The organism is Shewanella sp. SM20, from assembly GCF_025654545.1.
Lineage (GTDB): Bacteria > Pseudomonadota > Gammaproteobacteria > Enterobacterales > Shewanellaceae > Shewanella > Shewanella oncorhynchi.
On record NZ_JAKKRK010000038.1, the window covers coordinates 22,186 to 44,471 of the forward strand.

Sequence of the window (22,286 nt, forward strand, 5' to 3'; positions counted from 1 at the left end):
TGATTGATTTTATTCAGACTTTGCTAGTTTCGCTTAGCTTATGTCCGGTGTGAACTGTTACAATTGGCATAACTCATTCAAGGTTATGTCCTATGCGCCCAACGTTATATTTTGAAGGTCCAGTCGATAAATTAAACTGGCACGTCATGAAACTGCTTTGGCCTTACTTATTGGAATACAAAGGCCGCATTGCGCTGGCGATGTCATGCCTCATCATCGCTAAGCTGACCAGCGTGGCTCTGCCTTTTATTCTGAAGCATTTGGTCGACACCTTAGATGCCAATAAAACCGCGCAAGCCCTCAGTGTGCCCGTAGGATTAGTGTTGGCCTATGGTGCGGTACGTTTACTAACGGCGATTACGGGGGAGATCCGCGATACCTTGTTTGGCCGCGTAACAGAGCGGGCGATCCGCCGTTTAGGTTTAGCGGTATTCGACCATTTACACCGACTTGACCTCGATTTTCATCTAGAGCGCAAAACCGGCGGCCTATCCCGCGATATTGAACGCGGCACCAGCGGCGTGAGTTTCCTCATGCGTTTTATGGTGTTCAACATAGTGCCAACCTTGCTCGAAATTGTCATGGTGATTGGCATTTTCTTCTATAACTACGGGATTGCGTTTGCGGCAATCACCTTTATTGCTGTGTTGGCTTATATTATTTTTTCTGTGGTCGCGACCGAATGGCGTACTGAGTATGTTCGTGATGCGGCCAAGGCTGACTCGTTATCGAATACCCGCGCCATCGACAGCTTGCTGAACTATGAAACGGTGAAGTATTTTAATAATGAAAAGTATGAGTCGCAGCGCTATGACCAAGCGCTTGAACAGTGGGAGATCGCTAAGCGTAAGAATCGCTTATCTTTGTTTGCGCTCAATGGCGGACAAGCTGTCATTATCGCTTTGGCGATGACGGCTATGATGGCGTTGGCGGCATACAGGGTTACTTATGGCGATATGACCTTAGGTGATTTTGTGTTGATTAATGCGTTTATGATGCAGCTCTTTTTACCCCTTAACTTCTTAGGTTTTGTGTATCGCGAAATTCGCGGCGCGTTAGCCAATATTGAGCGCATGTTTAGCCTACTCGATAAACATCCTATGATAGTCGACTTACCCCAAGCACTCGATTTTCAACCCACTAAGGGTGAGTTGATATTTGAAAATGTTAATTTTAGCTACGATGAGCGGCAAATTTTGCGGGACGTGAGCTTTAAGGTTGAAGCCGGTAAAAAGGTGGCTGTTGTAGGTGATAGTGGCGCAGGTAAATCGACCCTGATTAAACTGCTATTTCGATTTTACGATGTGGACCAAGGTGCGATTAAAATCGATGGACAAGATATCCGCCATCTCACGCAAGATGCGCTGCGGCGTGCCATCGCCATAGTGCCGCAGGATACCGTGTTGTTTAACGATTCATTAGTCGAAAACATACGTTATGGTCGCCCGAGCGCGACGGATGAAGAGGTGCGTAACGCGATTAAACTGGCGCACTTAGAGCAATTTATTGCATCACTGGCCCTTGGTTGGGACACAAAGGTGGGTGAGCGTGGCTTAAAACTCTCTGGCGGAGAAAAACAGCGGGTCGCGATAGCAAGGGCCATTTTGAAGGGCTCGCCCGTGCTGGTGTTTGATGAGGCGACATCCTCACTCGATAGTCGCTCCGAGCAAGCTATTTTGTCGGCACTGCGGGAAGTCGCTAAGGGGCACACTAGCCTAGTGGTGGCTCATAGGTTATCGACCATAGTCGATGCCGATCAAATTGTGGTATTAAGCCAAGGAGAAATAGTTGAGCAAGGTAATCATCAGACTTTGCTGTTGGCAAATGGTCTCTATGCCAAATTATGGCGGATACAAAATGAGCAACAACATACTCATCTGAGCAGTTAATAGCGCAATACAGTTCAGTCTTTATTCAGCTTCGGCTCTCTATACTCAATGCCAACACATCAATCGGAAGAGATCTGGCATGGAAAATATTACACTGAGAGCTAATATTGAAGGCAAAGAAGAAAAAGTCGCCACTGATTGGTATGCCATCATGGCGACATTGAAAAAACGTGGTGTTGATTATGATTCGTTGCAACGTATTCATGCTGAATTGAATGCGGGTCTACTGGTGACCACTCGGCGACTTACCTTGGCGAAAGTCAATCCAGAAATGGTGCTGGCAGGTGTGATCCGCGATATGAACACGCCGACAAGTGACTTTATGGGTATGCGTTAGGTGTGTTCGCTAGTGCTTTAGTACAGTTTAGGTGAGAACGTCCGAGAATAGAGGTGAGCCTCTATTCTTGATGCTCTAGAGAGACTCCAGAGATAAAATATGGCTGAATTAAGCTACGCCGTTCAACTTCCCCGCTTTCCAACCTTCACATAAAAGATTCAATTTAGGTACTGACTCATCTATCAAAGTGAGTCGAATGATCTGCCCTTCGCGAAAACACACTAGTTCACCTTCGATCTCGGTCAGGCGATTACAGCTCTTACAGCTAGTGCTTACAGTTTTACTGGCGGGCAGTTGGCTTACGAAGCTAGATTTCAAAGTGTTTCCTTAAGTTCAATTGTGGGTAAGACATTTGAATAATGTCTCACGTCACGGATCTTACCTCTTTTGTGATACGCATTCAAATATACCTTATGTAAACCCTATGTAGACGAAAGTTGTATTCGCTATTAACCGCGAGGGTTCGCGGCTACTTATCCATATGTGCATAGTATTTATCGAGTGAAATGGATAAACCGCTATCGAGCACAATTCGGACATGTGAAGGTTTGAGTTGTCTTGGTTCTGTCACTCCGCAAGAGTGCGCAATTAAGGCTAAGTCATGGTGTAAATTATGATTATAGTTAGCAACACGAGCCGATTTATCCCTAGGATCGAGTCCTTGTTGTAGCTTGGGATTGTGCGTTGTGATGCCCGTTGGGCAGGTATCTCTATTGCACTGTAAGGCTTGAATACAACCGAGGGCGAACATATTGCCACGGGCCGATGCGATGAAGTCTGCACCTAATGCCAAAGCCCAAGCGACTCTTGATGGCACAATAAGTTTACCCGAAGCGATGACTTTGATGCGTTTACGTAAGCCTCGTTGGATCAAGACATTAACTAGGATAGGTAAGCTTTCCTTCAGTGGTAATCCGACATAATCCATTAAAGGTTGTGGTGCAGCGCCTGTGCCACCATCGGCACTGTCTAAGGTAAAGAAGTCGGGGGCAGAGTCTTCGCCACGACGTTCGATTTCATCACATAAATCTTCGAGCCACTGTACGTCACCGAGTACGGCCTTAATGCCCGTTGGTTTACCAGTAACTTCACGTACTCGTTCAACCATATCCAAAATATCGTTCACGGATTTGAATTCAATATGACCATTAGGGCTAATAGAGTCATAACCCTGAGGAATACCGCGAATATGGGCAATTTCAGCCGTGACTTTGATCCCTGGTAAAATGCCACCTTTGCCCGGTTTAGCTCCTTGACTCATTTTAATTTCGAACATTTTGACTTCGGGATGAATGGCTATCGACTTGAGCTTTTCATCGTCTAAATGTCCTTGCTCATTACGTACACCGTATTTGGCCGTTCCAATTTGAAAGACGATATCGCAGCCACCTTTTAGATGATAAGGGCTCAAGCCGCCTTCACCTGTGTTAAGCCAGCAACCCGCCTGCGCTGCACCGTGGGAAAGGGCGGTAATTGCTGGGCGCGATAGAGCCCCAAAGCTCATGGCTGAAATATGACAAATGGCTTGAGTCGTATAGGGTTGGCGGCAATTGGTGCCAATTGTCAGTGGATGAATGGGTGTGATCTCTTCATCTTGGGTTGGGAAGGCGGTATTCATAAACATAACAGTACCGGCTGTATCCAAGGGGCGAGTCGAACCAAAGGCGATAGTTCTATCGACATTTTTAGCGGCGCGGTACACCCAGCTGCGTTCAGCACGGTTGAAGGGCAATTCTTCCCTGTCTTGGGCGAAAAAGTATTGTCTAAAGAACTCGCCTTGTTTCTCGAACAGATACCGAAAGCGACCAATTACAGGATAGTTATGTCTTACCGCTTGTTTGGTCTGCATTTTATCTGCGATATACATGTAAATAACCGCGAGTACTGCGAGTCCTATTACAATCAAAAACAGCCCTGAAAATAGATCGAGTCCCCACATAAACCAATTGAGTTCACTCATGTTATTTATCCTTATTCTTGTCCGTAACGGGTGGCGATCAAGCTCGCAGGTTGGTCATCATTAAGAGAGAGTAAAAACAGCTGGCTATAGTCATCTTCGCTGATCGCTTGGATCTCAGGTCCACCAAGGGCTTTAATGATCAGTGGGACAGTGTTTGAATGCCCAACGATGAGTGTATTGCCCTTTACAGCATGCACTTGTTCGACAATGTGTTGAATATGTCCTTCGATAGGTTTGGCTGCTTCTACTATCGTCACAGGTAAATGGCGATCCTCGGCGATGGGCGCGAGTGTTTGCTGGGTTCTTAGGTATTGAGTCGCAATAAGTTGCGACAGCGGCGTGCGGCTCAAGGCAGTGATCAGTGATGTTGCGCGCATTTCTCCCTTGGGTGATAACTGCGGGTTATTGGCTGGCGTGTCGGCTTTTTCGGCATGTCTGACTAAAATAATTAGTCTGCTCTCCGCATGAGCTTGGCTAATGGGAGTAAAGCCGAGGCAAGTGAATATGACGAGGCTTGTTAGCAGGCTAAAGCGTTTCATATTGATGACTACATTATGCTTAAAATAGTGCTTAAGGATTAGTGTAAACCCGTGAAAGCGGAAATGACTCAAACTGCGGCCTGCTGCCATGGTGTAACATCCTTTTCTATTGGCTTATGTCTAAGCTCAGCGATAGTAATGATCTGCATTGCGGTGGGTTGGCGCTTTATGCACCTTATTAAAGAATGAACCCACTTAATTTATGTGGGCCTTATCATGGCCTTGTGGTCAGATGGTACTTCAATTCTAAAAATTACTAAAGCTGGTTAAATTTTGGTCGATAATTAAGTCGACCCGAATTGAATGGATAGTCATCATGGAAATCAATAAACCCCCTCAAGTGCAAAGTACTCCTTTGCCACAGAAAAAATATGCTGAAAACGCGGCGTCTAAGGGCACCGAAGTGAGTGATTCGAAGGACGCGAAAGCCACAGAAGTAACCTCGAAGCAAACCGCACAGCAAACGAGTAAGCAGCTGATGAATCAAGCGATTTTATCGGCACAGCAAGATGTGAATATCAAGTCAGGCGATCAGTCTATGGCCTTGCTTTATCGCGCAGCGATAGAGTCGATTAATAAAGAATTAGCGCCCACTATGGGCGAGAACGCGATTCAGACGGCTTACGATAATGGCGTAGATACTTCTCCAGAAGCGACTGCAGATCGTATCGTGAGTTTTGCGACGCAGTTTTTTAGCATTCACCAACAACAAAATTCGGGTATGAGTCTAAGTGATCAACTCGATAGCTTTATGGGGATTATTGGCGGTGCCATCGACAATGGCTTTAAAGAGGCTAAAGATATTCTGTCCGGCCTTAAAGTATTACAGGGTGATATTGCCGATGGTGTCGATAAAACCTACAGCTTAGTGCAAGAGGGGCTGCAAGCCTTTAGAGATAGCTTTAACAAGAAGACTGATGAGACAGCATCGAGTCCGAGTTAATACCTCAGTATTTTCAGTTCTATATTCAGCGTTATAGTCATAAGCCCCTTATATAAGGGGTTTTTGTTGTGCAGAAAAAAGTCTATGCTGGAAGCCTATTTAACGTTTCGCTTGAGGGCAAGTTATGTGGATTAGGGGACAAGTGATAGAACGTATTGATTGGAGTGATAAGTTATTCTCATTGCGCATTGCTGCCGAGTTAGCTCCATTTATTCCTGGTCAGTTTATCAAGTTAAGTCAAATGCAAGATGATAAGCGTGTGGCTAGAGCCTACTCCTTAGTCAATTCTCCCGATAAACCCTATGCCGAGGTGCTCGCCGTTGCGGTAGAGGATGGCCTGTTATCGCCTCAATTACACAACCTTGCAATAGGCGATGAAATTGAAATTACCTCAACCGCGACCGGTTTTATGACCTTAGCTGAAATTCCTAAGGGTGAACTCCAAGGGAAGCATTTGTGGTTTTTAGCCACAGGAACAGCAGTAGGGCCATTTTTGTCTATGCTCGACACCGATGAACCTTGGGAGCGTTTTGAAAAAGTCGTGCTTGTGTATGGCGTGCGCGAGGCACAGGATTTGGCATATCTTGATAAGCTGCGTAATTTAGAACGCAAATACCCTGAACAATTTACATTAGTCTTGAGTGTGACCCGTAAACCCTTTGCCGATGCTTTGCAGTGCCGCATTCCCGAGGGAATAGTCTCGGGTGAAATCGAAAAAAAGGCAGGATTAACCTTAAACGCAGCTGACTCTCAAGTTATGATCTGCGGCAATCCGGGTATGATTAATGGTGCGCAAGCCGCTTTACTCGATAAAGGGTTAGTGAAGAATTTACGCCGTGCTCCTGGGCAAATTACCGTTGAAAAATACTGGTAATCTCAATTTTACATAGAAGGCGAGAGTAAACTTGTTTCCGTTCTTGCCCCTAAAAAGCCATAGCGTTTAATGCAAACAAAAGGAAATTTTTGATGAAGTTGTTAAGTTCTCAAGCTTCGCCCTATGCCCGTTGTGTAAGAGCCTTAATCCAGTATCTAGGGATTAACAATATTGAAGAGCAGTTAGTTAATCCCTTTGAAAACAGCGCAGAATTATTCGATGCTAACCCGTTAGGACAGATCCCGTGTCTTATTACCAACGATGGTGTAGCACTATTCGATAGTGAAGTGATCATGCGTTACCTAGATGCAGAGCTTGGCGATCGTAAGATGTTTGGGATCTCAAATAATAACTGGGTGCTGGAGTGTCAGTATTCTTTAGTTAAAGGCTTAATCGATAGCGCGGTGAAATTACGCCAAGAGCAAATGCGTGAAGAAGAAGGCGTGAGGTCAGTATTTTGGACTGCACGTTTTGAACAAGCACTGCTGCGCGGCCTTATGCAGATTGAGCTTCAAACTGTGATCACCCAAACCACGATTCAAGCACCGCAATTAGCCTTGATTTGCTTACTCGATTATGTGGATTTTAGACATCCAGAGCTAGATTGGCGTAAGGTTGCACCTGCGACAGCACTTTGGTTCAGTGAAATGCGTGATTTACCTGCATTTATTCAAACTCGTCCCCAATAATCCGCAGAGGATGCTCAACCGTCGGTTGCGCGTCTTCCTTTTGGCCTATCACGGCGATTTTGTTCACCAAAAGCGCCGAATAATTCACGAGTAACCCCATATTCTACTCTGCGATCATTGCCTAGTTGGCGCCTGTCTTCATGGTGTTGATAGCGGCATTGGCAGTTTGCCATAGTGCATTCTTCCATCGGAATTTCGGGCGCATCTTTCGATAAAAATCGTTTTCCAGAAAGCGCTTCAATCTGCACACAGCAACTGCCGTTATTCACTATGCTCACACTGTGAAAACTGTGAGTTTTATTAATACTGGGATCTGCAGCTTGAGAAGAGTGTTTATGTCTTTTGGGACTAGTATTGAGTTTGAATAAGCCAAATAGCGCAATTGCGGCTACGCCTAGTAGCAAAACAGTTAACATAACGCCTCCTGAAAGTATTTTAATCAAATTAAGGTTCAGTTTAGTTTGATTTGAGATAATCTCAAATTTTCAGATTAATACCATTAAAAACATAAAGTTAATTAGCTGCTTGCTCTCAAGTTCTGTATCTATTACTCTTGCGAAACTGATAAGCATTATCATTAATGCGTTAGTGTTCAAATTTTACTGAACACGTCATCACTTTGGGGAGAATTCGGTAATGAAATGGGTAACTTGCGCGGCTGTTGTTGGGTTAATGTCGGTTGGGCATTCAGCGAATGCAGATGATAAATTAACCGTTTATTCTTATCGTCAAGCTTTCTTGGTGGAGCCTATCCTGACGCGTTTCACCGAAGAAACTGGCATAGGTGTGAATTTGGTATTTGCTAAAGACGGTATTGCCGAGCGTCTCGTCCGTGAAGGCCGTTTATCCCCAGCGGATCTTGTGCTGACGTCTGATTTTTCACGTTTAGTTGAATTAGTGGATAAAGATCTAACCTCTCCAGTCAAAAATCCCCTGCTAGAGAGCAATATTCCTGCGCAGTATCGCGATCCCGATGGCCAGTGGTATGCCCTGACTATGCGGGTGCGAAATCTCTATACAGCCAAGGATCGTTTAGGCCAGCAGCAATTGACCTATGAAGAATTAGCCGATCCCAAATATAAAGGAAAGATTTGTACTCGCAGTGGTAAACATCCATACAACATAGCGTTAGTCGCATCTATGATTGCTCATCACGGTGAAGCTGAGGCAAAAACTTGGTTACAAGGCGTGAAAACTAATTTAGCCCGCAAACCTCAGGGGAACGACAGGGGGCAAATTGCCGCAGTAAAAGAAGGTGTGTGTGAGATCGCCATTGGTAATAGCTACTATTACGGCAATATGTTGCAGGATCCTGAGCAAAAGGCGATTGCCGAAGCTGTGACGCTCAACTTCCCGAACCAAGCTGACCGCGGTGCCCATGTGAATGTGTCTGGCATGGTATTAACTCGCCATGCGCCTAATAAAGCCAATGCGATCAAATTGATGGAGTTCTTATCCGCCGATGTTGCTCAGAAGGCCTATGCCGATGTGAATATGGAATATCCAGTGAAAGCCGATGTGGCACCTTCATCTTTAGTGGCTTCATGGGGTAAGTTTAAGTCAGATCAATTGCCCATTTTTAAGTTGGCAGAATATCACCAAGCGGCGGTTAAGCTATTAGATGAAGTGCAGTTTGATCTCTAGCTCCAGTGCTAGCGACAAAATGCAGATTTAGGTTATCAGCGCCAGTGATTGGCGCTGTGACGTTTTAAGGATTGACATGATTTTAGGATTAGCCAGAAGCTGGTCGCTTGCTGGTTATGCCGTGGCCGCCTTGCTGGTATTGCCACTATTTGCGTTGATATTTCAAGCTTTTCAGCCTGACGAGGCCGTGTTTGGGCACTTGATGGCAACTGTTCTGCCGACATATATCATTAATAGTTTATTGCTGATTTTCTGGGTGAGTCTGGGGGCGTTATTACTCGCGTTACCTTGCGCTTGGTTGATGGCTCGTTGTGACTTTGTAGGCAGGCGATATTTGCAATGGGCGCTATTATTGCCCCTCGCTATGCCTGCGTATATTGTTGCCTACGTCTATACCGATTTACTCGATTATGCGGGGCCAGTGCAGCGCGGTCTTCGTTCGATATTTGGCTGGGACTCACCGCAGGATTATTTCTTCCCCGATATTCGTACTTTAGGCGGCGCGGCGTGTATGTTGTCGCTGGTATTGTTTCCCTATATTTATCTCTTGGCGCGTACCGCTTTTATGGAGCAATCCTTAAGTTTGGCCCATGCTTCGCGCATTATGGGCTGTTCACCGTGGCAAAGTTTTTGGCGTTTATCTTTGCCTATGGCAAGGCCTGCGCTCGCCGTTGGGGTGGCTTTAGTGGCGATGGAGACGGCCGCTGATTTTGCAACGGTTAACTATTTTGCAGTGCCTACCTTAACGACAGCCGTGTACGACACTTGGTTGGGTTATGGCAATTTGACCGCCGCCGCTAAGTTATCGGCGATTATCTTGCTGGTAGTGTTTAGCCTGATTGGATTTGAGCGTTTTGCCCGTCGTAAACAGCAGTTATTCCAAAAACAATCACGTATACAAGTCACTGACTTGTATCGACTCTCGATGACTCAAACCTTGGTCGCACTCAGCTTTTGCGGCATGCTATTGCTATTAGCCTTTCTGTTACCTTTCGGGATTTTATTATCCTATGCGATTGGTTACTTTGAACAAAGCTGGGATAAGAGTTTTTTGCAATTGAGTCTTAACAGCCTCAGTCTTGCGCTGATCACCAGTTTACTCTGTTGCTTAATCGCTTTACTGCTTATGTTTGTTCGCCGGATAAGCCCAAGACAGAGTGATGCTTTGCCCTCACGGTTAGCTTCGACGGGCTACGCCTTACCAGGCACTGTGCTGGCTATTGGGGTATTAGTGCCTTTAACTATGCTAGATTTTGCGATTAACGATCTGGCGGATCTTGTCGGCATAGCAGGTCCTGGTCTTATCCTAACAGGCAGTGTGATGGCATTGATTTTTGCTTTTTGTGTGCGTTTCGTGGCAATTGCGATTGGCAGTGTTGAAAGCAGTTATAAACGCATCTCGCCATCGCTAGACATGGTGAGCCTGACCATGGGGCAAACTCCTAGGCAACTTTTGCGGCGGGTGCATTTGCCTTTACTTGCCAAGGGATTGTTTGCGGGCGCTTTATTGGTGTTTATCGAAAGCATGAAGGAACTGCCCGCTGCGTTATTGCTGCGGCCTATCGGCTTTGAGAATCTTGCAACTTATGTATTCCAGTTTGCGTCCGATGAAAAACTCGAGCACGGCGCATTAGCTGCTATTGTGATTGTACTGGTGGGTTTAGTGCCGCTTATTTATTTAAACCGTTCATTGGAGCATCACAGCTGATGACAAGTACGCTCAAGCTTAAGCAAATTCATAGCGATTATCAGGGCCAGCAAGTACTTAAAGGTTTGAGTTTAACGCTCGCCCAAGGGGAAATCCTGGCGTTGTTAGGCCCAAGCGGTTGTGGCAAGACGACCTTATTACGTGCGGTTGCTGGATTACAGGCCATAAGCCAAGGTGAAATCCAGATTAATGGCCGCATAGTGAGTGGCGATAGCCAGTTTGTACCTAGCGAGCAGCGCGGCATCGGCATGATTTTTCAAGACTATGCGCTTTTCCCTCATTTGACTGTGGCGGAAAATATCCTCTTTGGGGTGGCTAGATTGTCGGGCGCAGAACGTCAGGCACGTTTGGATGAAATGCTAACCTTGGTCAAACTTGAAGGGTTGGCACAGCGTTATCCCCATGAATTATCTGGCGGTCAGCAGCAGCGAGTTTCCATTGCGCGAGCACTTGCCTATGAGCCGCAATTATTGCTGCTCGATGAGCCTTTTTCCAATATTGATGCCCAAGTGCGCTACGAGATGATGGCGGAAATTCGCAGCATCTTAAAACAGCGTAATGTCAGCGCGGTGTTTGTTACTCATAGCAAGGATGAAGCCTTTGTATTTGCAGATACTTTAGCCATCTTTAATCAAGGCATCATAGTGCAGCATGGTAGTGCCGAAGCCTTATATGCCGCCCCAAACAGCCGCTATGTGGCGGACTTTTTAGGTAGCGGTAATTACTTACCTGCAGCAGTGTTTGATGGGCACAGTGTTGTCACTCCCATAGGCCATTTAACCAGCCTTACGCCATTAAATTTGCCGAGTGAGTTCAGCGGAACAGTATTCTTGCGACCACAGCAATTGACGCTCAGCGCCGATGAACAGGGCGTTGGTACTATCACTGAGCGACGTTTCTTAGGCGCCTTTTGTCATTATTGGGTCAAAATTGAAGCCGCTTCCCATGCTTATTATGTGGAGGTGCGTAGCCAAATGATGCGGCTCACTATCGGCCAAAAAGTTGGGGTAACGACTGAGCCGCATTCGCTCGTGTTGTTTGAATCTTCAGCATATTCAAACTGTGGGGACCCAATCTAAGCGATGAGTATTTATTTAATGCAGATATGACATAGCCAACTAAAGTACGACATTTTTGCTTACGTTTAACTTGGGTCTATACGGTATTGGTTGGTGATATTTTCGACCATCCTTGCTACTTTTATGCTCCGGTTTTGGAGGAATTATGATAAAAACAATAAATTCAATTTGTACCCTCGTTATTGTAGCAACGGCAATATCGTCTTCAGGAGTGATGGGCATGGATAGGATCACAGGTAAAGCCTTCGCAACGCGATCAGAAGTGTATGCAACCCAAGGGATGGCGGCGACCAGTCAGCCTTTAGCCACGCAAGTCGCTATTGATATACTCAAACAGGGCGGCAGTGCGGTCGATGCAGCGATTGCTGCTAACGCCATGTTAGGGTTAGTCGAGCCAACGGGGTCGGGTGTCGGTGGGGATTTATTTGCTATCGTCTGGAGCGCAAAAGATAAACGCCTCTATGGTCTTAATGCATCGGGGCGCAGTCCCAAATCCTTAAGTTTAGAAAAGCTTAAATCCCTCGGATTAGACTATTTACCGCCGCTTGGACCTTTGCCTGTTTCTGTACCGGGCACTGTGGACGGTTGGTACGAGCTGCATAATAAGTTTGGTAAATTAGCTATGGCCGATAACCTTGCGCCTGCCATTCATTACGCCCGTGATGGTTTCCCTGTGTCAGAGTTGATTGCCTATTACCTTGATGCTAGTGGTAAAAAACTGGCTAAATTTCCCGGTTTTAAAGAAACCTATATGCCTAATGGTAAGATGCCTGCCGTAGGGGAAATCTTTAAAAATCCCGCGCTTGCTAACACCTATGAGAAAATTGCCAAGGGCGGCCGCGATGCTTTCTATAAAGGTGATATTGCCAAAAGTATTGATAAGTACATGAAATCCCAAGGTGGTTATTTAAGTTATGATGACTTAGCGAGCCATACTAGCGACTGGATAGATCCCGTTTCGGTGAACTACCGTGGTTACGATGTGTGGGAACTGCCACCTAATGGTCAAGGCATTGCGGCGCTACAAATCTTAAAAACTATGGAGCCCTTTAATGTGGCTGCCATGGGCTTTAATAGTCCTGAATATGTTCATTTATTTGTCGAAGCAAAGAAACTCGCCTTTGCCGACAGAGCTAAGTTTTATGCCGACATGGCCTTTAATAAAGTGCCCGTTACTGAGCTTATCTCACAGAAATATAACTATGATCGCGCTAAGTTGATTGACCCTACAAAAGCCGCCAAGAGTGTCGATGCGGGTAATCCAGCGTTGCAACATGGCGATACTGTGTACCTGACTACCGCTGACAAAGATGGCAACATGGTGTCACTCATTCAGAGTAATTACCGTGGTATGGGGTCAGGGATGACACCGCCGGATCTCGGCTTTGTGCTGCAAGACCGCGGGCAAATGTTTGATTTAACGGAAGGGCGTTTTAATACCTACGCACCGGGCAAGCGTCCATTCCATACCATTATTCCGGCTTTTGTGACCAAAGACGGTAAACCTTGGCTGAGCTTTGGGGTGATGGGCGGCGCGACTCAGCCACAAATGCACGCGCAGATTGTAATGAATCTGATTGATTTTAAAATGAACTTGCAAGAAGCGGGCGATGCCCCCAGAATTTTGCATATGGGTTCAACCGAGCCCACAGGCGAAGTGATGAATGATGGTGGCTACGTCAGTCTAGAATCAGGTTTTCCGGTAGAAACCCGTCGTGAGTTGATTAAGAAAGGCCATGTGCTGCGTGATGGACTTGGAGAGTTTGGTGGCTATCAAGCCATTGGATTTAATGCCGAAACTGGCGTATATCGTGCGGCTTCTGAGAGTCGCAAGGATGGTCACGCCGCAGGCTATTAACACTAAGATAAATGCTAAGGTAAGCTCAATACTGAGTGAACCTGACGTCATGGATTCGATTTAACTGATTGGCGAGACTTTAATGGTCTCGTCAATTTTTATGTTTAAGGGTCTTGGGTGGGATAATGCTCCGCTATTGGCATTATCATAAACAGATCAGAGCAAACTGTGCGTTAGTTAATGTCATTTTTAGGTAAAGTTGCGGATAATATTGCCGAAAATGAATTTAGAAAAAGGGTGATAACCAAATGGATATTCAAAATATGCCGCGTGAACAGTTGGGTGTGTGTGCAGAGGGGAACTTACACAGTGTCTATTTGATGTTTAATGCCAATGACAATGTCGAGTCGCAATTACGTCCCTGTCTTGCCAACGTTGCGCAGTATATTTATGAGCTGACAGATCAATATTCCGATAGTGCATTCAATGGTTTTGTTGGTATTGGTGCTAATTATTGGGATAGCCTCTATCCTACTGCTCGCCCAGAACTGCTCAAACCTTTCCCTGCGATGCAAGTGGGCAGTCGTGAAGCGCCTGCAATTGAATATGATTTATTCGTGCATATTCGCAGTGATCGTTACGATATTCTGCATTTAGTGGCTAATGAAATCAGCCAAATGTTTGAAGACTTAGTGGAATTAGTTGAAGAAGAGCGTGGCTTTAGATTTATGGATAGCCGTGATTTGACTGGTTTTGTCGATGGCACCGAAAACCCTAAGGGGCGCCACCGCCAGGAAGTGGCACTTGTGGGTGATGAGGATACTGAGTTTAAGGGTGGCAGCTATATTCATGTGCAAAAGTATGCCCATAACTTGAGTAAGTGGCATAGATTGCCAGTTAAAAAACAAGAGGATATTATCGGCCGTACTAAGCAAGATAATATCGAGTATGAATCTGAAGATAAGCCACTGACCAGCCATATCAAGCGCGTTAATCTTAAAGATGCCGATGGTAAATCAATGGAGATCCTGCGTCAGAGTATGCCCTATGGTTCGCTGAAGGAGCAGGGATTAATGTTTATCTCTAACTGCCGCACGCCAGAACATTTTGAAAAGATGCTGCATAGCATGATGTTTGGTGATGGCGCAGGCAATCATGATCACTTGATGCATTTTACTAAGGCGATGACAGGTTCATCTTTCTTTGCCCCCGCACTAGATTTTATGCTGCAGTTCGACGAATAAGCTTTCTATAATCAAGCCGGATTAGTATCAATCGAGACGCACTTAAGCTAACGCCTAAGTGCGTTTTTTATGCTAATGTGCGGGAACCCATTTTTTGATATCGAGCTGCCATTGCAGGGCGGTGAAATCGATAAAAGCGCGCACTAGATTTTGCTGATAACTGCGGGACAAATATACCGCCCACAAGGTTTGGCCTGGTGTCGTAAATTCGGGTAGGACTTCTTTGAGTTGACCACTGGCAAGGTATTGGTTAGCTAAGTCACAGGGTAAACGCACTATGCCATGTCCACGTAGCGCCGCACTGACCAACACTCCCATATCGTTAGCCCTAAGATTCCCTGTAACTTTGACGTGCTCGGCTTGCAGTTCTTTTAGAAAAGGCCAGTTTTGTTGCGCTGAGTGTATGAGGCAGTTGTGGGCCAGCAGATCAATGGGTTCGAGGAGTGGCGTTGCGCTATCAAGATAGCTCGGCGCTGCGCAAAGTACCGCATCTATGGTCATCAAACGCCGAGCTATGAGATTCTCATCGGGCTGCTCGGTATAGCGTAGCGCCACGTCGACTCTTTCATCTACCAATTGTGCAAAACTGTCCGACATCACCAGTTGAATGTTGACCTTAGGATGAATTTTAATAAAGCGATCGACGACATCAAACAGACTGTGCTGCCCTAGGCCAATAGGCGTAGCGATACGAATACTGCCTACCAGTTCACTGTTATGGCTGTGGGCACGGCTCTCCATGGCCGCAACTTCACTTAAGATCCGCTGGCAAAATTGTAGCGCTTCCTCACCCTGCAAAGTCAAGCTGGCGCTGCGCGTGGTGCGGTGTAATAAGCGTAAACTCAACCACTGCTCCACTTCTTGAATATGACGGGAAACCTGCAGGCGGCTGAGGTCTAAATGTTCGGCAGCTTTGGTAAAGCTGCCACAGTTTGCGACTTCGACGAAACTGCGTATTGCGGCAATTTTATCCACATTAGTATCCTATATTGAAACAATCATGCTCAATTATTGATGTTTATTAGGTGAAAAACTGCAAGTAAACTGGATCCAATGTAAATCATCTGAGTGAGACAATGAAATGAAAATCGCAATTTTAGGTGCAACGGGTTGGATCGGTGGTGCAATTTTAAAAGAAGCACAGAGTCGTGGACATCAAGTGATAGCGTTAGTGCGTGATCCAAGTAAGTTATCCGTGGCTGACGTGGCAGTACGTGCCGTGGATTTAGAGCAGCCATTGGTTGCCGATACCTTTGCTGGCGTAGATGTCGTGATTGCCGCCGTTGGTGGCCGTGCCCAACAAAATCATGGTCTAGTGGCGAGTACGGTTCAGCATTTACTGGATGTGCTGCCTAACGCTAACGTGTCACGTTTATTGTGGGTCGGTGGTGCTGGGAGTTTAGAAGTGGCGCCGGGTGTGACGCTGGTCTCTAGTCCAGATTTCCCTGCAGCATATAAAGATGAGGCGTTAGCTCAGGGTGAAGCCTTGAAGGTATTCCGTGCGGCGCAAACGGCAATCAATTGGACCTTTGTGAGCCCAGCGGCTGAGATTTATCCCGGTGAGAGTGAAGGCCCGTACCGTCTTGGTGGAGACAGCTTCTTTACCGATGCTAATGGTCAAAGCCGTATCTCAGTAACCGATTACGCAAAAGCCATGGTAGATGAAGCCGAAAAGGGCGCTCACCCAAACCAGCGCATCAGTGTGGCTTACTGATATCGCTATAGTTGAGTTAGATATAGTGAGTTAGATATTGTGCTGGAATGTGTAACGTAATCGGGACAATGGCCAAATAACCAGCGCGGTATTGCACTTCAAAATGTACAGGTAAAATAGAACAGGTCAGCTCACTGACCTGTTTTTTTATTCTGCGTAATTGAATAAAGATTTGATGGTTTCTAAGGTATCGGCTATATCTTGGATGCTCGATGGGCAAATAAAGATAGTGTCGTCACCGGCAATCGTACCCAAAATGCCTTCTGGTTTACCGATAGAATCCAACAAGCGGGCAATCAGCTGCGCGGCACCTGGGCTAGTTCGCACGACGATCATAGCTTGGTTGTGATCGACGTCGAGTACCAAATTCTTCAGTGGGCTACCCGCGGTAGGTACGCCTAATTCGGCTGGTAAGCAATACACCATCTCTTGCTTAGCGTTGCGAGTCCGCACTGCGCCGAACTTGCTGAGCATGCGTGACACTTTCGATTGGTTAATATTACCAAAGCCTTCAGCTTGCAAGGCGGTGACGATTTCACTCTGAGAGCCAAAGCGCTCTTCTTTTAAAATCGACTTAAAAATTCTAACAAGGTCATCCTGATTCTTGGTCGTTTGCATAATATTATTATTCGTTATTCAAAAAAACAGGCCCATTTTGAATATTTTTAGAAAAATTGTCAACAAATAACCAGATTGGTTGAATAAAAATTCACTAAGCCCTAGTGGTTAAGCATTTGCTGGGGGCGTAAAAATCCCAATTTGAGTAATTGTTCTACATTGCTTCTACGTTATTCCGGAATTCTTTTGTCCCACGACTAAGGGATAATTGAAATTGTTGTGACATTCCAGTAATGTGACGCCAACGCAAATTAGATCCATGTCACACATATCCGAGAAATAACGGAGATAACTATGAAAGTTGCTGTACTTGGTGCTGCTGGTGGTATCGGCCAGGCTCTTGCCCTACTGTTAAAAACTCAATTGCCTGCGGGTTCACAATTGTCTCTATATGATATCGCACCGGTAACTCCGGGTGTTGCGGTTGACTTGAGCCACATTCCAACTGCTGTTGAAATCAAAGGTTTTGCTGGTGAAGATCCAACGCCTGCCCTAGTGGGTGCTGACGTTGTTCTAATTTCTGCTGGTGTTGCACGTAAGCCTGGTATGGATCGTTCAGATCTGTTCAATATCAATGCGGGTATCGTTCGCAACCTGATCGAAAAAGTAGCGGCAACTTGCCCTACGGCTTTGGTTGGCATTATCACTAACCCAGTCAACACGACCGTAGCTATCGCTGCAGAAGTGATGAAAAAAGCGGGTGTTTACGATAAGAACCGTCTGTTCGGTATCACGACTCTAGACGTGATCCGCTCTGAAACTTTCATCGCCGAATTAAAAGGCCTGAACGTTGCTGACGTTAAAGTGAATGTGATCGGCGGCCACAGCGGCGTGACTATTCTGCCATTACTGTCTCAAGTTGAAGGCGCGACTTTCACTGACGAAGAAGTGGCAAGTCTGACGACTCGCATCCAAAACGCGGGTACCGAAGTGGTTGAAGCTAAAGCCGGTGGCGGAAGCGCGACTCTGTCTATGGGTCAAGCGGCTTGCCGTTTCGGTCTGTCTTTGGTTCGTGGTCTGCAAGGCGAAGCTAACATCGTTGAATGCGCCTATGTTGACGGCGGCAGCGAGCATGCTGAATTCTTCGCACAACCTGTGCTGTTAGGCAAAAACGGTATTGAAAAAGTACTGCCTTACGGTGAAGTGAGTGCATTCGAAGCTAACGCTCGTGATTCTATGTTAGATACGCTGAAAGGCGATATCAAACTAGGCGTTGATTTCGTTAAATAATCTTTCGGATAATCTTTTTAGATTATGACGAATTAAAAACGGAGCCATTGAGCTCCGTTTTTTTATGCCTGCGTTTTACTCTTTCTAAAGCTCATTCAGCGGCGCTTAGTGGGAATTTGGCAGTTATCATCGCAGCGGGCTTTGCCCGTCAGTAAATAAGAGATGCGATATCTGTGTTTTGCGAATCTGAGATAGCACCAATCGGCGACAGTTTTAATCACGGGCAGGCGTAATAGTTGGATCCAAGCGCGCGTCCCTGTCAGTGCCCACGCTTTGCAAGTGACATCTAACCCGAGTAACACTTCGCCCGTTGCGGTTTCGCCATGGAGAATCGTATTAGCGTAGTCTCTATCGATATGGCTGAAGCGCTTACTAAAGTCTGGCGCATTTAAATCCTCAAGCGCAATCAAGTTCTTCGGATCGCGCGCTTTCAGTTGGCGCATCTCGGCGCTACATAATGGACAATTTCCATCGTAAAAAATCCGCAGTTCCATCGGTATTACCTCTGATGACTTGATCACAATACTTGGTCTAAGCTCTTGGCTTGAGTACTTAAGCTTGGTTTTCTTCTACCCTATACGCAGAAGAAAGGGTTTTAGATCGAGGTGATTGTAGAACGGATCAGACCTCATTTGGCTTTTTGTTAGGTTAAATTCAAATGAGTGCAGTAACATCTTGGTTATTCATCAGTTTAACTTGATTGCTGATTTTTAAGCGAACAAGGTAAAACCTGACCAATAACGACTCAAAAGGATAGGTATGACATCTCCCATCATAATCACAGGCGTGGGTAAACGCATAGGTTACGCCTTAGCTAAACATTTTCTCGCCCAAGGTCAGCGTGTGATTGGTACTTATCGCAGCCATTACGCTAGCATTGATGAGCTGAACGCTTTAGGTGCGACTCTGTATCCCTGTGATTTTTATGACGATGCCCAAGTGCAATCCTTAATTGCTGAGTTAGCTAAATTGCCGCAAATTCGCGCCATTATTCACAATGCCTCTGACTGGCTGCCGGATCCTGTGCTTACAAAGAATGAGTCTTTAAAGAGTACCACTTTTGCGCCGAGCGAAGTGCTGCAGCGGATGATGCAAGTGCATGTGAGCGTACCCTATCAGTTGAACTTGGCCTTAGAGGCGCAGCTACGTGCGGGTGCTGGCGATGAAATCGGCGGCAGTGATGTGATTCATATTACTGACTATGTGGCAGAGAAGGGCAGTCAGAAGCATATCGCCTATGCCGCCAGTAAAGCCGCGCTGCACAATATGACGCTATCCTTTGCCGCCAAATTTGCGCCCGAGGTCAAAGTGAATTCGATTGCGCCAGCGATGATCCTATTTAATGCAGGAGATGATGTTGTCTATCAGCAAAAAACCTTAGCCAAAGCGCTGTTGCCGAAAGAGGCGGGGAATGAGGAAATTATCGACTTAGTGGAATATCTGCTGAATAGCCGCTACGTCACTGGTCGTTGCCATAATGTTGATGGTGGCCGGCATTTAAGGTAGAGAAGGCTCTAGAACGCCACGGCATGGCTCTAGATTCTAGAAGGAGCGAACGACTGCATGATCTATTTTTTTTCATACCAAATGTGACATTTTTACCCTCCATAGTGGTCAGATGTAGGAGGTAGAATTCTTTAATAAAAAGAGTGCAGGAGCAGTTATGGAGCGACGCTCTGCTTTTTCTAGCAGCGAAGCGCCCTAGCTTCTAGTTTCTCGATCTTTCTTTTTCAAAACGTCAGTACCCGACTTGGGGTGATGATAAATGGCAAAGGCACATCCCAATGCTCGCACGGTAAACTCACAACTTGCTGACAGTCGTGGGCGTAACCCATAGGCAAAGGTTTACCTTTAAGCTGCCAGTTTGCCAGCGTCCTATCGTAATAGCCGCCGCCCATGCCCATACGATTTCCCATTAAATCAAAAGCCACTAATGGTGTGATAACCACATCTAACTCTGTCACTGGGATAATGGCGCGCACATCTAATTTAGGTTCTAAGATGCCGAATTGATTGGGTTGCATGGAGGTGTCTGCGGTGTAATGCAGGAATAATAATTGTCCGGCGTTGAAGGGATGTAACCTAGGCAGATAGGTGTTTATGCCCATTTGCCACAGCGCAGCGATCAGCGGTGGCGTGGCGAGTTCGCCATCATGGGTGAGATATAATGCCACATGTTGCGCTTTGTTGGCCTGCAATGCATCGAGCATTCGCTGGCAGGCGTTTAAACTTGCTTGGGTTTGTTCTATTTCGGAGAGAGATTTACGGGCGGTGCGAATGGTTTTGCGTAACTGATTGCGGCTTTCTTTTGTATGGAGTGCGATATTTGCCGCATAGCTTGCGACATCTACGGCATCAGCGACATCTACAGCAAGGTGCGCCGTGTCGCTTTGGGTATTCAAATGAGAAAGTTTGGAAGATGTAGACATAGAATTAAGATGCTCCCCAGAATGCCGCTACCGGTGTAGCCCTTGAACCGTAGGTTCAAGGCGGGTAAATGATTACCTCCTAAGGCTTCTCGGTACAAGCCGAGCATGCACAATGTCAGTAAAGCATTCACCCTGAGATAAAAATTATCGGCACAGGGACATTACCAGTTGGCATGCATCCCAGGGAGCAAAACGGTATTGAATCGCTAAAGCATTGGTTTATGTTGATAATCCAGTTTAGCCATTCACTGTGCGTCAGTTGGTTTAACTCAATGAGTGTTAAATCACTAAGGTGCACAGTTTAAATCTATTTAGTTGAACGCTCAACTAAGGCACTTTCGAGGGTCGACTGCAGCAAGCTGATCCTGTCGTCCATCTGTTGCATGTAGTGCTTATTTTTTTGCTTTTCTTGGAACAACTCGTGTCCAATATTCAGCGCCGCCATGATCGCAATTTCTTCACGGCTTAGGCTATTGGTTCGGGTTTTTAACGCACTGAGTTGTTGTTCAACTCCCAACGCTACCGTACGTAAGGCATCCTCTTGACCTTTCGGGCAAGCGATAGAGTAGGTGCGCCCAAGTAGGGTAATTTCAACAGCACTGTTACTCATGTCGCGGGTGATCCTTTCGTTAGCCTCTTAGGGCGGACTATATAGGGCTGATCTTAAAAGTGCAAGGTAAGCCGCAAATGGATTGGTCTTTGACGGTTTTGTTTGCTGTTTGTGTGAGCAGTTGGATAGTTTTTTATCAGGGCGTGGCCGATTTCGCCATTATTGGGATTCAGTATTGGTTCAAGTCTTTATCTCTGCTAGCATTGCTGCTGGAAAAATCTTATTGGGATCTGATATGGCAACCCCTCCTTCGTTACGTATCGACAGCTTAAAACTCGCCTTAGATGCGGCTGAAATCGGCCAGCATCCGGTAGAAGTTCACGGTGCTTTAGTCGGTTTAATCTGCGGTGGTGTAGAGCAAACTGGCGACACTTGGATCAAGCCTTTATTCGACCTGATGAACGATGGTCAACCTTTGCCAGCGCAGTTGCATCAATTAGTGTGTGATTTATTTAACGATTCAGTGACGCGTTTAGTGGATTTTGAATTTGGTTTCATGCCGCTGTTGCCTGAAGAAGAAGAGCCGCTCAGCCAACGTGTTGAAGCCTTGTCTCTGTGGACCCAGAGTTTTTTGACTGGCATGGCGATTATTCAGCCGAAACTGAATCAAGCCTCGGCAGAAGTACGTGAAGTGATCAAAGACTTGGCGGAAATTGCTCAAGTGGAATTTGATGTTGCCGACGATGAAGAATCCGAAGCCGCTTACACTGAATTACTCGAGTTTGTCCGTATTGCAGCCATCATGTGTTACTCGGAGTTTGGTCCTGAGCTTCCCCATGGCGAGGCTGACGATACTGCGGTGGTGCATTAATTTACCGCAGTTGTTTAATGTTCAATAAGTTAACACAGTAGTGGCTTCATTAGATGTCAAAGGTGGGCAAACCTGCCTTTGAGTCTATAGCACTGGTGTTTTTGAGTGCATAGCACTGATGTTTACATCTTTTATGTTTACATGCCTTAGTGTTATGCCAAAGCTTGAAT

The 22,286-nt window shown here is 46.0% G+C and carries 23 protein-coding genes and 1 other RNA gene; 14 read left to right on the plus strand and 10 right to left on the minus strand.

Going from position 1 to position 22,286, the window contains the following annotated elements:
* Positions 1-92 precede the first annotated feature (92 nt).
* Together L5M18_RS15705 and L5M18_RS15710 are read left to right on the plus strand one after the other, a co-directional pair.
* The gene (locus tag L5M18_RS15705; protein WP_263197671.1) at positions 93-1,889 is read left to right on the plus strand and encodes an ABCB family ABC transporter ATP-binding protein/permease; all 1,797 of its coding nucleotides are present in this window, start codon (positions 93-95) and stop codon (positions 1,887-1,889) included.
* 79 nt (positions 1,890-1,968) lie between these two features.
* Entirely contained in the window at positions 1,969-2,226 is a 258-nt protein-coding gene (locus L5M18_RS15710; protein ID WP_263197673.1) for a hypothetical protein, read from the plus strand.
* Positions 2,227-2,334: 108 nt separating this feature from the next.
* Here the strand turns inward: L5M18_RS15710 and L5M18_RS15715 are convergent, their stop codons facing one another.
* From L5M18_RS15715 to L5M18_RS15725, 3 genes are all read right to left on the minus strand, one after another.
* The gene (locus L5M18_RS15715; protein ID WP_105250224.1) at positions 2,335-2,544 is read right to left on the minus strand and encodes a hypothetical protein; all 210 of its coding nucleotides are present in this window, start codon (positions 2,542-2,544) and stop codon (positions 2,335-2,337) included.
* A 151-nt stretch (positions 2,545-2,695) separates the two neighbouring features.
* On the minus strand, positions 2,696-4,186 hold the full coding sequence (locus tag L5M18_RS15720) for an FMN-binding glutamate synthase family protein (protein WP_263197674.1): 1,491 nt from the start codon (positions 4,184-4,186) through the stop codon (positions 2,696-2,698).
* 11 nt (positions 4,187-4,197) lie between these two features.
* Positions 4,198-4,815: a histidine phosphatase family protein gene (locus L5M18_RS15725; RefSeq protein WP_263197675.1), complete on the minus strand. Its 618-nt coding sequence runs from the start codon at positions 4,813-4,815 to the stop codon at positions 4,198-4,200.
* A 226-nt stretch (positions 4,816-5,041) separates the two neighbouring features.
* Between L5M18_RS15725 and L5M18_RS15730 the strand changes: the two genes are divergently transcribed.
* From L5M18_RS15730 to L5M18_RS15740, 3 genes are all read left to right on the plus strand, one after another.
* Complete coding sequence (locus tag L5M18_RS15730; protein ID WP_168824649.1) at positions 5,042-5,668, plus strand: DUF5610 domain-containing protein; 627 nt, start codon at positions 5,042-5,044, stop codon at positions 5,666-5,668.
* A gap of 124 nt (positions 5,669-5,792) precedes the next feature.
* Positions 5,793-6,542, plus strand: a complete 750-nt coding sequence (locus tag L5M18_RS15735) for a ferredoxin--NADP reductase (protein WP_105250220.1) — start codon at positions 5,793-5,795, stop codon at positions 6,540-6,542.
* A gap of 92 nt (positions 6,543-6,634) precedes the next feature.
* Positions 6,635-7,231: a glutathione S-transferase N-terminal domain-containing protein gene (locus tag L5M18_RS15740; protein WP_263197676.1), complete on the plus strand. Its 597-nt coding sequence runs from the start codon at positions 6,635-6,637 to the stop codon at positions 7,229-7,231.
* 14 nt (positions 7,232-7,245) lie between these two features.
* On the opposite strand, the gene L5M18_RS15745 is transcribed toward L5M18_RS15740, so the two are convergent.
* Positions 7,246-7,647, minus strand: a complete 402-nt coding sequence (locus tag L5M18_RS15745) for a hypothetical protein (protein WP_219250431.1) — start codon at positions 7,645-7,647, stop codon at positions 7,246-7,248.
* 220 nt (positions 7,648-7,867) lie between these two features.
* Between L5M18_RS15745 and L5M18_RS15750 the strand changes: the two genes are divergently transcribed.
* From L5M18_RS15750 to L5M18_RS15770, 5 genes are all read left to right on the plus strand, one after another.
* The gene (locus L5M18_RS15750) at positions 7,868-8,875 is read left to right on the plus strand and encodes a Fe(3+) ABC transporter substrate-binding protein (protein ID WP_131525198.1); all 1,008 of its coding nucleotides are present in this window, start codon (positions 7,868-7,870) and stop codon (positions 8,873-8,875) included.
* Positions 8,876-8,951: 76 nt separating this feature from the next.
* Positions 8,952-10,583, plus strand: coding sequence for an ABC transporter permease (locus tag L5M18_RS15755; protein ID WP_263167799.1), 1,632 nt, complete (start codon positions 8,952-8,954; stop codon positions 10,581-10,583).
* The gene (locus L5M18_RS15760; protein WP_263197677.1) at positions 10,583-11,662 is read left to right on the plus strand and encodes an ABC transporter ATP-binding protein; all 1,080 of its coding nucleotides are present in this window, start codon (positions 10,583-10,585) and stop codon (positions 11,660-11,662) included. Before L5M18_RS15755 ends, L5M18_RS15760 begins: the two co-directional genes overlap by 1 nt.
* Positions 11,663-11,807: 145 nt before the next feature.
* On the plus strand, positions 11,808-13,520 hold the full coding sequence (gene ggt / locus L5M18_RS15765; protein WP_263197679.1) for a gamma-glutamyltransferase: 1,713 nt from the start codon (positions 11,808-11,810) through the stop codon (positions 13,518-13,520).
* Positions 13,521-13,768: 248 nt separating this feature from the next.
* The gene (locus L5M18_RS15770; RefSeq protein WP_105250213.1) at positions 13,769-14,704 is read left to right on the plus strand and encodes a Dyp-type peroxidase; all 936 of its coding nucleotides are present in this window, start codon (positions 13,769-13,771) and stop codon (positions 14,702-14,704) included.
* A gap of 72 nt (positions 14,705-14,776) precedes the next feature.
* Here the strand turns inward: L5M18_RS15770 and L5M18_RS15775 are convergent, their stop codons facing one another.
* Positions 14,777-15,679, minus strand: coding sequence for a LysR family transcriptional regulator (locus tag L5M18_RS15775; RefSeq protein WP_113939097.1), 903 nt, complete (start codon positions 15,677-15,679; stop codon positions 14,777-14,779).
* A gap of 106 nt (positions 15,680-15,785) precedes the next feature.
* On the opposite strand from L5M18_RS15775, the gene L5M18_RS15780 reads away from it, so the two are divergent.
* Positions 15,786-16,418, plus strand: a complete 633-nt coding sequence (locus tag L5M18_RS15780; protein WP_263197683.1) for an NAD(P)-dependent oxidoreductase — start codon at positions 15,786-15,788, stop codon at positions 16,416-16,418.
* 147 nt (positions 16,419-16,565) lie between these two features.
* On the opposite strand, the gene argR is transcribed toward L5M18_RS15780, so the two are convergent.
* Positions 16,566-17,036, minus strand: coding sequence for a transcriptional regulator ArgR (gene argR, locus L5M18_RS15785; protein ID WP_006080175.1), 471 nt, complete (start codon positions 17,034-17,036; stop codon positions 16,566-16,568).
* Between the two features lie 294 nt (positions 17,037-17,330).
* On the opposite strand from argR, the gene mdh reads away from it, so the two are divergent.
* Complete coding sequence (gene mdh, locus L5M18_RS15790) at positions 17,331-18,266, plus strand: malate dehydrogenase (RefSeq protein WP_105250210.1); 936 nt, start codon at positions 17,331-17,333, stop codon at positions 18,264-18,266.
* A 95-nt stretch (positions 18,267-18,361) separates the two neighbouring features.
* On the opposite strand, the gene L5M18_RS15795 is transcribed toward mdh, so the two are convergent.
* On the minus strand, positions 18,362-18,760 hold the full coding sequence (locus tag L5M18_RS15795; protein ID WP_212599683.1) for a thiol-disulfide oxidoreductase DCC family protein: 399 nt from the start codon (positions 18,758-18,760) through the stop codon (positions 18,362-18,364).
* Positions 18,761-19,025: 265 nt separating this feature from the next.
* Between L5M18_RS15795 and folM the strand changes: the two genes are divergently transcribed.
* Positions 19,026-19,772 (plus strand): dihydromonapterin reductase, encoded by a 747-nt coding sequence (gene folM / locus L5M18_RS15800; protein ID WP_263197686.1) that lies wholly within the window; start codon positions 19,026-19,028, stop codon positions 19,770-19,772.
* Between the two features lie 224 nt (positions 19,773-19,996).
* On the opposite strand, the gene L5M18_RS15805 is transcribed toward folM, so the two are convergent.
* From L5M18_RS15805 to L5M18_RS15815, 3 genes are all read right to left on the minus strand, one after another.
* Positions 19,997-20,695, minus strand: coding sequence for a 5-formyltetrahydrofolate cyclo-ligase (locus tag L5M18_RS15805; protein WP_263197689.1), 699 nt, complete (start codon positions 20,693-20,695; stop codon positions 19,997-19,999).
* Between the two features lie 9 nt (positions 20,696-20,704).
* A non-coding RNA gene (gene ssrS / locus L5M18_RS15810) (6S RNA) lies at positions 20,705-20,885 on the minus strand.
* Between the two features lie 117 nt (positions 20,886-21,002).
* Complete coding sequence (locus L5M18_RS15815) at positions 21,003-21,305, minus strand: cell division protein ZapA (protein ID WP_105250206.1); 303 nt, start codon at positions 21,303-21,305, stop codon at positions 21,003-21,005.
* A gap of 235 nt (positions 21,306-21,540) precedes the next feature.
* On the opposite strand from L5M18_RS15815, the gene L5M18_RS15820 reads away from it, so the two are divergent.
* Positions 21,541-22,116, plus strand: coding sequence for a UPF0149 family protein (locus tag L5M18_RS15820; protein ID WP_105252998.1), 576 nt, complete (start codon positions 21,541-21,543; stop codon positions 22,114-22,116).
* Positions 22,117-22,286 lie beyond the last annotated feature (170 nt).